The organism is Gordonia soli NBRC 108243 (assembly GCF_000334455.1).
Lineage (GTDB): Bacteria > Actinomycetota > Actinomycetes > Mycobacteriales > Mycobacteriaceae > Gordonia > Gordonia soli.
Map to the genome: position 1 here is coordinate 1 of NZ_BANX01000035.1, position 14872 is coordinate 14872.

General features: G+C 64.4%; 12 protein-coding genes and 1 tRNA gene. 4 read left to right on the plus strand and 9 right to left on the minus strand.

Annotated features, from left to right (window positions below; all coding sequences use genetic code 11):
• Nucleotides 1-6: 6 nt before the first annotated feature.
• The 9 genes from GS4_RS21200 to GS4_RS21240 all read right to left on the minus strand — a co-directional run bounded on the left by GS4_RS21200 (nucleotide 7) and on the right by GS4_RS21240 (nucleotide 9379).
• Nucleotides 7-498 carry an FBP domain-containing protein gene (locus tag GS4_RS21200; RefSeq protein ID WP_007624462.1) on the minus strand — a complete coding sequence of 164 codons (492 nt, stop codon included), beginning with the start codon at nucleotides 496-498 and terminating at the stop codon, nucleotides 7-9.
• Nucleotides 499-1196: 698 nt separating this feature from the next.
• Complete coding sequence (locus tag GS4_RS21205; protein ID WP_007624464.1) at nucleotides 1197-1973, minus strand: TatD family hydrolase; 777 nt, start codon at nucleotides 1971-1973, stop codon at nucleotides 1197-1199.
• Nucleotides 1970-3262: a hypothetical protein gene (locus tag GS4_RS21210; protein WP_007624467.1), complete on the minus strand. Its 1293-nt coding sequence runs from the start codon at nucleotides 3260-3262 to the stop codon at nucleotides 1970-1972. Before GS4_RS21210 ends, GS4_RS21205 begins: the two co-directional genes overlap by 4 nt.
• Nucleotides 3259-3735, minus strand: coding sequence for a hypothetical protein (locus tag GS4_RS26025; protein ID WP_217997702.1), 477 nt, complete (start codon nucleotides 3733-3735; stop codon nucleotides 3259-3261). The genes GS4_RS21210 and GS4_RS26025 overlap by 4 nt, the downstream gene beginning before the upstream one ends.
• A 334-nt stretch (nucleotides 3736-4069) precedes the next feature.
• Nucleotides 4070-5941, minus strand: coding sequence for a KAP family P-loop NTPase fold protein (locus GS4_RS21220; RefSeq protein WP_007624470.1), 1872 nt, complete (start codon nucleotides 5939-5941; stop codon nucleotides 4070-4072).
• Nucleotides 5938-6771: a hypothetical protein gene (locus GS4_RS21225; protein ID WP_007624471.1), complete on the minus strand. Its 834-nt coding sequence runs from the start codon at nucleotides 6769-6771 to the stop codon at nucleotides 5938-5940. Before GS4_RS21225 ends, GS4_RS21220 begins: the two co-directional genes overlap by 4 nt.
• Nucleotides 6764-7483 carry a class I SAM-dependent DNA methyltransferase gene (locus GS4_RS21230; RefSeq protein ID WP_007624472.1) on the minus strand — a complete coding sequence of 240 codons (720 nt, stop codon included), beginning with the start codon at nucleotides 7481-7483 and terminating at the stop codon, nucleotides 6764-6766. Before GS4_RS21230 ends, GS4_RS21225 begins: the two co-directional genes overlap by 8 nt.
• Nucleotides 7484-7636: 153 nt before the next feature.
• Nucleotides 7637-7710, minus strand: a tRNA-Leu gene (locus tag GS4_RS21235).
• A gap of 133 nt (nucleotides 7711-7843) precedes the next feature.
• Nucleotides 7844-9379 (minus strand): phospholipase C, encoded by a 1536-nt coding sequence (locus GS4_RS21240; protein WP_007624473.1) that lies wholly within the window; start codon nucleotides 9377-9379, stop codon nucleotides 7844-7846.
• A 125-nt stretch (nucleotides 9380-9504) separates the two neighbouring features.
• On the opposite strand from GS4_RS21240, the gene GS4_RS21245 reads away from it, so the two are divergent.
• From GS4_RS21245 to GS4_RS21260, 4 genes are all read left to right on the plus strand, one after another.
• Entirely contained in the window at nucleotides 9505-10077 is a 573-nt protein-coding gene (locus GS4_RS21245) for a TetR/AcrR family transcriptional regulator (RefSeq protein ID WP_083862819.1), read from the plus strand.
• Nucleotides 10078-10109: 32 nt separating this feature from the next.
• On the plus strand, nucleotides 10110-11357 hold the full coding sequence (locus tag GS4_RS21250; protein WP_157226723.1) for an oxygenase MpaB family protein: 1248 nt from the start codon (nucleotides 10110-10112) through the stop codon (nucleotides 11355-11357).
• A 166-nt stretch (nucleotides 11358-11523) separates the two neighbouring features.
• On the plus strand, nucleotides 11524-13815 hold the full coding sequence (locus GS4_RS21255; protein WP_007624476.1) for an MMPL family transporter: 2292 nt from the start codon (nucleotides 11524-11526) through the stop codon (nucleotides 13813-13815).
• 31 nt (nucleotides 13816-13846) lie between these two features.
• Nucleotides 13847-14713, plus strand: a complete 867-nt coding sequence (locus GS4_RS21260; protein ID WP_007624479.1) for a Bax inhibitor-1/YccA family protein — start codon at nucleotides 13847-13849, stop codon at nucleotides 14711-14713.
• Nucleotides 14714-14872: the final 159 nt, after the last annotated feature.

The window sequence follows — 14872 nt, forward strand, 5'->3', positions numbered from 1 at the left end:
ACATGATCAGTCCTCGCCGATCACGCGCCGCGCAAAGCCCTCTGTTCGCGTTCGCAGGCTCTCGATGCGTGCCAGGCGTACGGCTTCGGGGTCTTCGCCGGCGAAGATCTTCGACGGCTTGGCGCGGACGTTGGCGTTGCACTGGAAATCTGAGCAGATCAGCGTGCCGAGGGTGTCACCCTTGCGTCCGGCGGCGCCACCGCGTTTCGCGCTGTAGAACACCACCTCGTTGGGCAGTTGGACGTCCTCGCAGAGCGAGCACTGCGGGCGCCGGCGAGGTTGCTTCGCGCCGAGTCGGAGCATGACCCCGACGGGCTCGTCGTCGACGATGGCGATCAGATATGCGACGAGCGGCAACTTGGGATCGCGCCAGCCGATGAAGTCGCGCTTCTCCCAATCGATCTCATCGAAGTCGGGGGGCAGCGTCAGCGACTTGCGCTCACGGCGCGTGGCATTGACGAAGGCGGCGCGGATCTGCGCCTCGGTGAGGGCGTGCATGAGAAGAGTCCTTGAATGTCGTGCGGGTGGTGGAGGTATGCGTGACCCGGCACGGACCGTCGGCGACGCAATGGTCGACGGATGCACGTGCCTACGGGGCAAGGCCCTCAAGCGAGGCCAGCGATGACGCCGGCAACCTCCTCGCGCCCAGCGGGCGTCCACCTGTACAACGACATGAGCCGCATGATGCCGCACCTCGGCGATGTGTGCAATCGAGTTTCGTGGCGCACACGCTGGGACGGTACTCAAGCACCCACGAGGCACCGTCTCTCCTTGAGAGGTGCCTGGCCCTGCGCGACCGTGAACCGGTTGCGCTCCCGGCTCGTCCTACCGGTCGTCGACTCACGAGCAAGCTCAGCGACGCGTACCGCGAGGCCATCGTCGCCGTGTACATCACAGAAGACACGAGCCTTCCTCAACTTGCGGAACGGTACGGCGTCAGTGACTATTCGATCCGCATGATTCTGCGCGAAGCCGGAATCCCAGCGCCGCAAGGCGACCGACGAGCAGATGGCTCGGGTTCGCGAGTTGTGGGCGGAAGGTTTGAAGCCCGAGGTAATCGCGATGGAGGTTGGGATGGGACATGCAAGTGTGCGGTTGATCGTCGCAGGAATAGCTGACTAGACGGTTCAGTGCCAGCCAGGATTCTGTCGATTGGGCTGTCAGTGACAAGCCCATCCGAACCGAGCGTGATGTCGTTACTTCGCTTGGGCAAAGCGAACCATCCTCTGAACGGCAGGAGGAAGTAATGCGAACACCCCCTTTGAATCAACCTGGGAAGAGAAGTTCTTCCAGAAGATTCTACGAACCTCGGCGGAGTCAATCCCATACGCTCGCCCGACAGCTCGCTCAACATCTAGAGTCTGCCCCGGTTGCCTTGGTGAGGCGCCTCGACGATTCCCACTTGGATGATCGGTTTCAGGCAGGAGCAACGTGATTGGGACACCCGCCATCCGCAATTTGGTTGGGTCCATGCCCTGGTTGACTGAGAACAAACAGCCGAGTTCGAGCGCCCGCTTGGTCTCCGATTCGGACCCGAGCCACCAGTGCAGGATCACGCGTTCCGCACCGGTCTGCTCAATCAAGTCGAGGACGAGTTTGGTCGCCTTGTAACTGTGAACAGAGATCAGGCGTGGGGTGGCCGCAGTGGTCGAGAGTACCGACTCAAGTACCCCTATCTGCCGTTTGATCGGAACGCGGGAAGCTCCGTCGAGTCCGACCTCCCCGACGAAAGCTGCATTCTCTAGTAGCGCTACGAAACGGCCCGCGTCGTAGCCTTTTTGCGCCGCTACCAGTCCAGGGTGGCAGCCCACTCCCCATACGGTGACCGCGTCGGATCGACGGCTAACCTCAACGTACTCGTCGAGCGACCTCGTCACGGCGAATACAACAGCGCCAAGCCCTTCCAGGGTGCGCGGTGCGATGTCGGCGACGACATGGGCGTGCAGGTCAAGAGGTGGAAGCGTCTGACTCATGCCAGGAATGCCCTCAATTCCCCCACTCCCGCTCGACAGAGGGCGAGAGCTTCTCTCGGCGGGTAGTCCTCAGGAAGTGACATCTTCATGACCATGCGGGGCTTCGGCTCCTCGGCTGCAAAGTCATGCATCGCCTCAACGATGGACTTCTGACTGACGAAGGTCGCGTATCGATTGGCCGCGTCATTGGAGAGATACTCGGTCGCATCGATGATGCCAGCTGCATGAAAGGAGGCGCGGCGCACGAGACACCCGAAGCAGACACCGCATGACGATCCAGGCGCCACACCGCTGTAGCGGGCGTCGGTATGTGAACAGGAGTTGGTGGCGCTCAGGTACTCGGACGCCTCATTCGCACCGATCTTGTCGGCGACCTGGGCAAACATCTGACCTTTGGTGAGGTTCCGGAAGGGGTTCCGGATGATGCCGTGAGCGCCGACCTTCGTGAGTACCTCCTGCAGTTCGGCGAGGAACCGTGGGTGGGTGGTATGGGTTGATAGAGAGCCTCGACGCTCAGGGCCAAGCGGAGGGTTCAACGATGCAAACCCGTTCTCAGGGATCAGGAGTGGCTGGCCGGAGCGCTCGGCTGTAGCAAGACCAAGTGCGAGAAACAGAAGGGACCGGGAGCGGCTCGACGGTTCGCTCTTGAAGTCGGTGCCGTCCAGTCGCTTTGCCGTCCGGTTGAGGTGCGTCTGTCGGTGAATGACCGTGATGTCCGGCGCGGCCTTCTTGATCCGCTTCACCAGATCCTTCTGGAACGGTGAAATTGACATGGCGCTGAAATGCGAGACGAGCTCGAGGGTCGAACCCTTGTCGAGACTCAGCGCTGTGACGAGCGCGCCTGCTGCCGAATCCGCACCGCCACTTAATAGCACAGTTGCTGTAGGCGTCGCCTCCTCCAGTTCAAGGTCAGCAGTCGCACTGTCAGCTGCTTGAGTGAAGATGAAGCTCCAGTGATCACCACTAAGGAAGCCGATAGCCTGGGCAAGCTCGGAGGCGTAGGTCTGCCACGCAGCCGGATTACTGACTTCTACGGTCAACTCGAAGTCGCGGTCATTCCAATCGGAGCCTCGCGCTTTGCGACGTACCGATCGATCCGCGGAGAACACGGCGAGCGCGATCCTAACGAAATCAACATTCTCCTGACGTACCGGGCCAAAGGCGGTCAGATACGGATCAAGTGTTCCCGTGTAGGTCGACTTGGCTGAGCGCGTCCACAGGAAGACCTCATCGAAGGTGGATGCAGCATTCGCTGTCTGTTTGTCGACGGTCAGGAGAAAGCTGGTCACTTGCCACCCCCGAAGATCTGCCCGAGTTCTTTGATGCCAGCCTCGATGGCACCGGAGATTTCTTGAGCCGACGCACCTGTAGTTGTGAGGGAGACTTGGCCGGCATAAACCTCGGCCGCGTCTCGGATCTCCTGCTCGGCTGCACGCCGTTTCTCACGTGAGGACTCAGCCCGGATACGCTCTCCGACTTCGGTGAGTGTCACGTTGGTGATGATGAGCTCGATGGATCGTCGCACAATGTCGTCAGGTGCTGGGGTGTGATCAGCCGGCGCCTCAAGAATCCATTCGACGATCTCGGCTACCGTTTCCCTAGACTCGTCATCGGCGAGAGTGCTGTCCGCCTGACTCTCGAAAGCCGCTTCAACAATGCGAGTGCCAACGGCGACCATGTCACCTAACGCGAGTAGTTCGTCGTAGTCCAGCCCGGCATCCTCAAGTGTCGCCCGGTCACCAGACGCATAGGCCCGCGCCAACGCTCCGGCTCGACCGGCAGCACGAGAAGTTGAGCGGACCGATCGTTGTGCGCCACCGCTGGAGCGACCGCCGGCTCCATTGCCGCCCGACGATGCGCCATTACCCCCGCCACCCGGGCCATCACCCCCGCCACCGCGTCCGGCAAGAATTCGGATCGTGGGGCGCAGGTCGACATTCGGTACCGGTACAGTCGGCACACCTGGGATGCCGTCACCGTTCGGTGCGGTCTCTCCATCCCCAGTCGGGGCTGGCGCAGGAGCGTCGGTCAGCCAGTCCGCGATGTTGTCGCGCAGATCCTTGGCATCCTTACCGCCACTGCCGCCAAATGCTCCACTAGTTCCCATTCGAATTGCCCCATGACTGGCGGACGGTCGTGATCGTCTGCCTTACCTGCTCCGAGGCTGCATCCGTATTCCACACAGCGAGCACCGGGTCGTAAACGGCGCCGCTCTCAGGCTTGAGGAGCATTACCGTGGCAACTTGGACGGCCGCCGGCGGAAGAAGTCTCAATGCCGCGATCACGGCGTCATCGATCCCCGTATGAGTGATGGCGAGACGCAGCATGCCGGCGACTGAGTACTTCTGAATGCTCGGCTGATCACGGGTCTGCCTGCCAAGGTGGGTGATGAGCGTCCGGGCATCCTGTGTATCGAGCGCGCGCAGGGCGTCGTCATTGATGGTGGATCGTTCCGTCCTCAGCGATGAGGTCAGCGCACTTGCGATGTCCCGGATTCGCTCCGGCAGCCCATCGTCAATCAGTTCGATGCCTGCAAACGAGGCGGCGAGAAATAGATAACCATGGACGTCGGACGCGTCGAGAACGGGTGGCAGTTTAGCCCAGCGGATAAGGGTGTCGCTGAATCCACCCTCGACTTTCGGAGCATCCTCGCCTGACTCGGTCGCTGTCTTGCCCTTTGGCTTTGGTTTGGAAGATTCCTCCTCATTCGTCTCCTCCTCGGGGACCGAGGTGGGTGCGTTGGCAGCCAGCTCAAGGGCGTCGAGCTGATCACGGAGCTTGTTCTGCGCCAGCCATTGGAGCACGGTCTCGAAGTCGGGACGAAACAGCCGTTCAAGCACCATCAACTTGGCGACCGCGTCGGATGGCAGCGTGATGCCGCGGCGATGAGACACGCTCTGCCGGACGTTCAAATCGTTCAGGAAGCGCTTGATGCGGCGAGGGTTCCCCCGGAATTTCTCGTACAGGATCGGAGTCAAACGCGCAGCGACGGCTAGCTCCTCGGCAAGGTCAACACCCTCCGGGATGGCCACGTCATCCAGCGAGCCGCTCGATCGGCGAAGCTCGGCGCAGGAGGCCACGAGCGCGTCGTGAACCTCAGAGGTCGTCTTGCCTTCCGATAGCAGCAAGAACAGGTACGCATGAGTATCGAACCGACTGAGTCCGGGTAGCGGAATAGTCGTCTGGACAATCTTGTGCAGGTAGAGCTTGGCTGGGCTCTCAGCCCCTGCGTCCTTCCCATCCGACGCCTTCAACCGTTGCTGGATGGCGTCGGCGACCCGGTCCTCATCTGCCGCGATCACGAATGACATCCCTTTAGCAGACAGAAAGAGGCGGATCGCCTCCAAGGTTTCAACCACCGTTTCCGGCAGACATCTATCGAGGTCATCGACCAGGACGACCACACGGGAGATGTGCTGGAGGCCATCCGAGGCGAGCAGCTCCTCGAAGTCCTCGCGGAAGCCTGCAAGGCCACGGTCGGGGGAGTCTTCTTTGTCCGGCTCCTCTTTGATAAGCCCGAGGACGTCGTCGACAGACGGAAGTTGCAGTGCGATACCTGCCTTCGCGGCCACCTTGAATGCTTTCGCCCAGTGCACCCGGCCAGTCAGACGCTTGAGCAGACTCTTAGCTGCATCTCCGGTATCGGTCTTGATCTCCCCAGCGAGGCCATCAAGCACCTCGGTAATGAGGCTCTCTTTCGGTCCGACTGCCGGGTCGTAGCTCCACGGCTGCGTCGGAATGACGAGAACTCGGTCTTGCTCGGAATCGTTGCGCACGTTAATTTCACGCTGTACAAGCTCCAAGACACTTGTCTTCCCGCTACCCCATGCCCCAGACAGGCCGAGTGCAATCGGATCAAGCGTGTCATCGAGTACCGCATCCACGATCGTCGTGGCGACAGCATCAAAGGAAAGGAGGTCTCGATCCGCGGGTTCATCGGACCACAGCGGGTATCTGGAATCGGTCATTCTTCCCCCTTGCTGGAGTGCAGCGACTCCAAGTCCTTCAGAGCTCCGACTAGCACTTGTTGAGCGATCCGCGCCGTCTCAATACGTGGCGCGAAGTTCTCCCGAAGTTGTTGTCGGGGATGGATGTAGTTGCGGAAACGTCGCACCTGATCAGCGTGCTCAGCGACATCGGTACTCAGCACGCCAATATCCTTGGCTACAGCAATAAGCTCAGACAGTGTCCAGCTCTGTGTCGGTTTGACCTTCTGATCCCGACCCCTGGGGGCCGCACCACTGGTGGCGAAGGTCGGCGCCTGTGCTACCGCAAGTTCCGCCAGCAACCCTTCGAGCGTGCTTCCTACGAGGAAGATCACGGAGAGCGGCGCATCAGCTTTCATCGCCCGATCAATCTCGGCCAGCCGCGCCTGTACAACGTCGGTTGCCGTGAGTGCGCTCGGGAGCGCGGAGAGGTCGACCGTGCCGAAATTCTTGTTCAGGAAGGCGGTATCAACCGAGACGCCGGATTCCCTGGCTGCACTAAACTCAGATCGGAGGTGGTCGTGCACGCGTTGCTCGGCCTCGCCAATCGACTCGTCGGCAGTGAGCTTGCCATCTTTCCAGTAGTCGAGCAGTTCGAGATTGAGCTTGGCAATGGTCGCATCCGGGAGCTCCTGCCACATTCGACGTAGCAGTTTCGCCTTGGACTCGTAATTTCCGGCATAGGGGTCAACACCAACAGCCGTGACAACGAAGTCCTTGAACGTCGCGTTCGGAAAGTCCAGGACCCCGCCGCCACTCATGCCCAGCAAGACCTCAAGTTTGCGTTTGGTGGGGTTGTCGAGATTAGCCACGTCCGTGCCACTCCTCAGCACCAGGCGGTGCCGCATTGAGCTTGTCTCGCGCCCAGGTGGCGTTGTCCTTCTCCTGGCCGTAGATCGTCATGCCGCGCGGTGCCTCGGCGGCAGCCTTGAGCAGCAGGGAGCCGGACCCACACGCCGGGTCGTAGACGGTCTGGTCCTGGCGGGTGTTCGGGCCGATACCGACCACCTTGGCGAGGATCCGGGAGACCTCGGCCGGCGTGGAGAACTGCCCCTTGCTCTTGCCGGACTCGGTGGCGAAGTGGCGCATCAGGTACTCATAGGCGTCGCCGAGTAGGTCGTCGCCCTCAGCGCGCGAGCCACGGAAGTCGAGATCGGTGAAGATGGGGACCAGCTTGGAGAGGCGGTGCTGCATCTCCTTGCCCTTGCCGAGCTTCTCTTCGTCGTTGAAGTCGGCCTGGTCGATGACATTGCGCAGATCGTTGGCGTCGGCCAGCTTGGCGATGATCTTGTTGAAGCGGTCGCCGATCGCCTTGTCGCTTTTGGCGGCGAGTATGTCGTCGAATGAGCCACCCTCAGGCACCTCAATGAGGCTGCTGGCGTCGGTCTTAGCTTTGTCGGACACGTACTTCACGAACAGCAGCGTCAGGATGCAGTCCTTGTACTGGCTGGCGTCCATGCCGCCACGAAGCTGGTCGCAACTTGCCCACAGTGATGAGTAGAGATCCGACTTCTTAAGCGCCACAGCTGGTCTTCCTGTTGTGTCTGCAGGCATTTGTGATGCCCATTGTACCATTACTAGAACATTTGTACGAGAACTTTGCGGCGGTCTGGATTTGAACCATCGGTTTCCGGCTCGCGGACATGTTCCGTGTCGGTTCGAGTAAAAACGTTGCGGTGCCCCCAGTCGGACTCGAACCGACACTGGGCGGATTTTAAGTCCGCTGCCTCTGCCAATTGGGCTATAGGGGCGTGCCGATCAGCATGCCATGTGCCTACGCCCCGACCGTCGGCGCGACCTCGCTTCGACGATGCGACCTCAGAGGAGGTCGCAGGAACGGAATGAGGTCGCGGGAACGGTGGGCCGCCCGGCCGGGCCGGGGACCTACCCGCTCGGCGCTCGACGGCTGCCGGGCTGTTGCGTGGGCATCCGGTTCGGTGGGACCGGGTAGGGGCGTCCGCGCTGCAGGAACCCGGCGACCAGATTCGGACCGCACTGGACGAGGGCGTTCTGGGCGTCCGGGTTCGGGTCGCCGAACCGGGGGTGGGATGCGTCGGGACGGTGCGAGAAGTCGAAGGCCGAGGTCATGTCACCGGTGACCCCGCGGCGCCAGGCGGTCAGGTTGGGCACGTCGACACCGAAGCGCTTCTCGATCAACCGCAATTGCGAGGTGTGGTCGAAGGTCTCCGAGGCGACGAGTCCGCCGCGGCTGTAGGGCGAGATCACGAAACAGGGCACGCGGTAGCCGAGTCCGATCGGGCCACGGATGCCCTTGGACGACGCGACCTTTCCGATGTTCGGCACGCTGACGTACTCGCCCTTGGTCCCGGCCGGGGCGGTCGGCGGGGTCACGTGGTCGAAGAAGCCGCCGTTCTCGTCGTAGCTGATGATCAGCGCGGTCTTCTCCCAGACGGCCGGGTTGGAGGTCAGGATGTCGAGCAACTGCACTATCCCGACCGCTCCCAGTGCCGCGGGCAGTGCCGGGTGCTCGCACTCCATCGCCGGTGGGACCACCCAGGAGACCTTCGGCAACCGGTCGGCGGCGACGTCGGCGGCGAACCCCTGCGGGTAGACGGGATCGATTCCGCGCCGGGCGAGTTCGGATCTCGGGTTGCTCGCCTGTCGGAAGCAACCCATCATGCCGTCGAGGATCACCGACGACACCGGCCCGATGTCGCGGTTGTTGTAGATCTTCCAGCTGACCCCGGCGTCGCGGAGGTTCTCCGGCATCGTGCGCCAGCTGTAGACGTTCTTCGGGATGAGGGTCGGCGTCTCCAGCAGCGGACCGCCATGGGTGCCATCCGGGTCGATGGACGCGCTCATCCAGTACAGCCGGTTGGGGTCGGTGGGACCCAGCACCGAGCAGTGGTAGTTGTCGCAGAGCGTGAACGCCTCGGCCAGCGAGCGGTGTACGGGGATGTCCTCGCGCTCGTAGTAGCCCATCAGCGCAGGGGCGTTCGCGGGGCCCACCGCGCCGATCGACATCGGCAGCCAGCCGTCGTTGCGGCCGCCATTCCAGGCGCGGTGCATGCCCGCCCACGAGTGATCCGGATCGTTGATGCACTCGCCGTCGAGGTTCGGGCCCAGGGTGGTGTCCAACCGGAAGGGCATCGTGTAGCCGCTGCGCGACGGCCCGACGCCGGGCGCCCATCCGTACTGGCGCCACGCCGACGACGTGTCGCCGAATCCGCGGACACCCGAGTAGCTGCCGAAGTAGTGGTCGAACGACCGGTTCTCCTGCATGAACAGGACGATGTGTTCGATGTCGTCCAGCGATCCGGTGCCGGCGGGGTCTGCGGACGCGTAGGCGCGGTCGATGATCGGGGCAGCCCAGGAGGTCAGCAGCGCTCCGCCGCCGACGGCCCCGACCCGGGTCAGGAACTCACGCCGCGACAGGCCGGCGAACGGCGCTTGGTCCATGGAAATCCCTTTCGTCCGGCGAAGGGTAACCCGCGTGTCAGGATTGGCGCGTGGTTACGAGGTCGCGAGGTCGGGGGAGACCGCCCGGGCCGGGTGTGGACCCGTCGGCTCGACGGGCCGCGCTGATGAGTGCGGCCGAGAACGCCATCTCCGAGCAGGGGGATGCGTTCGCGATGGCCGATGTCGCAGCGCGTGCCGGATTCACCCGGTCCGCCGTATATGCGATGTTCCGGGACAAGGACGACCTGGTCGACGAGATCGTCCGTCGGCACACGGCGCGGATCGTGGAACAGATGGACGCGGTGGTCGCCGGGGTCGGCGACGCGCGCGAACGGACCCGCGCCCTCGTCGACGTTCTCGTCGGATGGGCGGACGATGACCCGACTCTGGCGCTCACACTGATCCCGCGGATGCAGTCGTTCACCGGTGAGACGGTCGCCGTCGCCGACCACGTGGAAGCGCTGCTGGCTGCCGGGTTCACCGAACTGGGAGCCAGCACCCGACCGGCGGCGTCATGGTCGCGGGCCCTGCTCGGAGCCGTGGTCGGGGCGGTCGGATGGTGGGCTCGGGGGCGGGTGCGCGGACGGTCGACGCTCGGTCGCGACGACCTCGTCGACGACCTCACCGCACTGATCTGGTCGGGGTTCGCCGGCGCCGGTGGCGCGCGGTTGAACTTTCCGCCCGGCGAGGGGCCTTGACCGGCCCGGATTCAAAAGACACCATGTCTTTTATGGACCCGACAGTCGTCACCGGAGCGCGTAACTGGGCCGGGGTGCGAGCGAATCACCCCGAACTCGTGGGCCGACTCGAGCTCGGACTCGGTCACGGCGATCCGGCGGCCGATGCGGTGATCGCCGAGATGCACGAGTTGGGTCTCACGTGGCCTCAGCTGATCGCGATGGTCGAATCCGACTCCGGGGATCTGCCGCCCGCCGCCCGCCGCCTGTACGTGGAGGTCTCGACACCGCCGCCGTGGTTCGATTCCGCCGTCGCGCGTGCGGGTGCGCGCGCCTGGTGGCGGTTCGGCACCCTCCAGTCGTCGACGCTGTATCAATCGCTGATCTACGGCTACAAGGCCCAGGGCTTCGTCCGTCCCCTCGTCGCGACCGGACGCCTCACCGGTCAGGTCGCCGACCGTGTGCAGGGCACCGGGCGCTGGGTTGCCGAGGCGACGACACCGGGCTCCATGGCACCGGGCGCGCCGGGGTGGGTGGCGACCATCCGAATCCGTCTGCTGCACGCCCTGATCCGCGATCATCTGGTGGCCGACCGTTCGGGTACCGGTGCGCCCTGGGACGTCGAGGAGTGGGGCGTCCCGATCAACCAGACCTACTCTGCGCTGACGATCAGTGGCGGGTTCCTGGCGTTGCCGCTCATCGTCGCCCACGACTTCGGCATCCAGTACAGCAGTGCCGACCGCGAGGCAATCACCCATCTGTGGCGCTGGATCGGATGGGTGATCGGGGTCGATCCCGATCTGCTCCCGACGTGCTATGCCGAGGCGCAGGATCTGTTCGCGGTCGCAGCCGATTTCGAGCTGGAACCCGACTCCGACTCCCGCGACCTGACCAGGGCGTTGCTCCGCGAGGGGTTCGACCTGCGCAGCGCCATGCCGATCCCGCTGCCGGGACCGATGATCTCCGCGATGGACCTGGTGATGAGACCGCTGCTGTCGTCGTCCTTCTCGGCGATCAGCACGCGGTGGGTCGAGGACCCGGTCGCCGGCAAACTCGGCCTGCGACGTACCCCGCTGCACCACCTCGTGGACGTCGCCCGTCCCGCGGTCCGCCTCCGTGAGGTGGTCCGGGTGATGGGGTTCCTGGGCTCGGAGAGTCGGGTCGTCGACCGCGAGTTGCGCACCGTCCGACGCGGACTCGGGTTGCCGCCGACGCTCGCCGAGTCGGCCCCGCCGACCGAACCGTCGACCCGCACCTCACGCATCCCGTCGCCGATGCGGCTGTTGTCGCGGGCCGGCTGACGACGCCGAGCCGGGTAGCGCCTACGGACCGGAGTCGGGCAAGTCGGACGTCGGGGTCCAGCGGCCCGGTCGTCTTGTGCCGCCGTGTGATCGGTGTCGTTGACCGGTACCCGTCGATGCTGGACACTGAGCGCCGACATCCGAGCCCGTGCGACCGGAGGCGTTCATGCCCAACCGTCTGACCAGCGCGATCATCCGACTTCCCTGGGTCGTGCTGGGGGCGGCCGTCGTCCTGCTCGCCCTCAGCGGCGCCTACGGTGCGACAGCGGCGTCGCACCTCCTGGCGGGTGGGTACTCCGACCCGAACTCGGAATCCGCACGCGCCGACACGATCATCGACCAGCAGTTCGGCCGCGGCGGGTTGCAGGTGGTGATCAAGGTCGACGCACCCGCAGGGGTCGACATGACGTCCGATCCGCTCGCCGTCGGCATCGGGCAGTCGATCGTCCGCGAACTCTCCGAACGTGATCGTGTACAGCCAGGGGTGCTGTCTGTGTGGCAGAACCCCAGTGCGGCACCGGCGTTGGTTTCGCAGGACCGTTCGTCTGCCCTGATCATCGCGACACTCGACGGCGGTGAGAACGATGCGCCCGGGTACGCCGACCAGATATCCGAGGAGTTCACCGGCGAGCGCGACGGATTCACCATCCGGGTGGGGGGTCGCGCACTCGTCTACTCGCAGGTGAACGAACAGACGACAAAGGATCTCGCGGTGGCCGAGGGCATCGCCATCCCGATCAGCTTCCTCGTGCTCATCGTCGTGTTCGGCGGGGTCGTCGCGGCGGCTGTCCCGATCGTCATCGGGGTCGTGGCGATCATCGCCACATTCGCTCTGCTGCGCCTGATCTCGGCCTTCGCCGACGTCTCGATCTTCGCGCTGAACCTGACGACCGCCATGGGGCTGGCGCTGGCCATCGACTACACGCTCCTGATCGTCACGCGCTATCGCGAGGAGGTCGCCCGGGGTCGGGACAGACCCGATGCGATCGCCGTGACGATGGCCACCGCCGGCCGTACCGTGGCGTTCTCGGCTGTCACGGTGGCACTCTCACTCGTCGCCCTCGCGATCTTCCCGATGTACTTCCTGCGGTCGTTCGCCTACGCCGGAGTAGGGGTGGTGGCCGTGGCCGCCGTCGCAGCCTTGGTGGTGACGCCGGCCCTGTTGGCGGTCCTCGGTGCGCGGATCGACTCGGTCGACGTCCGCCGACCGCTGCGACGACTGTTCGGTCGGGCCGCCGCCCCGTCCGCGGACGTGCCGCCCGAGAACACCTGGTGGTACCGCCTCGTCCAGTGGGTGCTCCGCCACGCGTTGCCGGTCGCGCTCGGCGTGATCGCGTTGTTGCTGGTACTCGGAGCGCCGTTCCTGTCCATCTCGTTCGGCTTCCCCGACGACCGCGTGCTGCCACCCAGTGCGAGTTCGCATTCCGTCCAGGAGGAGATCCGACAGGACTTCCGGGAAGACCTGTCCTCGACGGTCACCGTCGTGGCCGAAGGCGATGTCGGGGGAGACGCGCTCGACGCCTATGCAGCCCGGCTCTCTCGGGTGGAGCAGGTCAACTCGGTTAGTGTGGCGACCGGCACCTACGCCGAGGGGCGCCTGGTGGCGCCCGGCGATCCGGCGGTGACGAGAGGGGACACCGCGCTGATCACCGTGTCGACGCCGGTGGAGCCCATGCAACAGGAGGGGCGTGACCAGCTCGACGCGTTGCGCGCCGTCCCGGTACCGAACGGCGTGTCGACGTCGTTCACCGGGCTCGCGGCGACCAACGCCGACACCGTCGACTCGATCTACGGCCACCTCCCGTGGGTGTTCACCATCATCGCGATCGCCACGCTGGTCTTGCTGTTCCTCTTCACCGGGAGTGTGGTTCTCCCGGTGAAGGCCCTGGTGCTCAATGTCCTGTCGTTGTCGGCGACCTTCGGTGCGATGGTCTTCTTTTTCCAGGACGGCAACTTCGGCGGTCTCGGCACCACGGCGACCGGGTCGCTCGTCGCGACGATCCCGGTGCTGATGTTCTGCATCGCCTTCGGATTGTCGATGGACTACGAGGTCTTCTTGCTCGGACGGATCCGCGAGGAGTGGCTCGCCTCGGATCGGAGTCGTGAGGCCTCCGACCACGCCGTCGCGGTGGGGCTGGCCCGGACCGGTCGGGTGATCACCGCCGCGGCGTTGCTGATGAGCATCGTGTTCGCCGGGATCGCGGCGTCGCAGGTCTCGTTCATGCGGATGTTCGGCGTGGGCCTGGCCCTCGCGGTGCTGATGGACGCGACCCTGATCCGCATGCTCCTGGTACCCGCGTTCATGCGGCTGGCGGGGCGGGCCAACTGGTGGGCGCCTGGGCCGCTGCGGGCGCTGCACGACAGGTTCGGACTGTCGGAGGAGGCGCCGGTGGACCCCGGCGACAAAGTTGGTCAAGAAAAGGTAAAGTCGGAACCTGATCCACCGCATCTCCGTTGAACCGGTGAGACCCACGAAAAAGGAGCCCTTGGTGCGAGAGAGCAGCAACCCGGTCATGCGCGGCGTGGTCCGCGACAACCAGACCGGATACGCCGGATTCGGCGCTGGGCTGGCGGGAGCCGGTCAGGGCGCCATGTTCGGCCAACAGCAGACCGATCCCTATGCGCAGACCCCGGCGGCGCCGCCGGTCGGCCGTCAGCTCACCATCGACGACGTGGTCACCAAGACCGCGATCACCCTCGGTGTGCTGACGATCTCGGCGATCGCCACCTACTTCGTGATCAACGAGAGTTCCAACCCGACCGCGATCGCCATGCCGCTGATGCTGGTGGGCGCGCTCGTCGGCCTCGGACTGGTGCTGGTCGCATCGTTCGGTCGCAAGCAGGACAACCCGGCGATCGTCCTGGCCTATGCCGCATTCGAAGGACTCTTCGTCGGTGCGATCTCTTTCGTCTTCGCCAACGTGGTCGTCACCGGCGACACGTCGGCGGGTGCCCTCATCGGGCAGGCCGTGCTCGGAACGTTCGGCGTGTTCTTCGGCATGCTGCTCGTCTACAAGGTCGGCGCCATCCGCGTCACCCCGCGCTTCACCCGCATGCTGTTCGCCGGCATGATCGGCGTGATCGTGCTCATGCTGGGCAACCTGGTCGTCGGCTTCTTCAACGAGGGCGAGGGCTTCGGCCTCCGCAACGGCGGCCCGCTGGCGATCATCTTCTCCCTGGTCTGCATCGCGCTCGCGGCGTTCAGCTTCCTGCTCGACTTCGATTCGGCTGATCGCCTGATCCGCGCCGGCGCACCGGCCAAGGCTGCCTGGGGCGTCGCCCTCGGCCTGACCGTCACGCTGGTCTGGCTGTACATCGAGATCCTGCGACTGCTGAGCTACTTCAACTCGGATTAGTCAGACCTGGATCGGTCACACGCGGACCGGTGACACCCCGATCGTCCGAGAGGCCCCGCACCGACAACGGTGCGGGGCCTCTCGCATGTCCCGGTCCGGTATCTCACCGGCGAATAATCCGTCGCGGGTTGTCGTTGCGTGTTGATAGCGTCCCCGGCA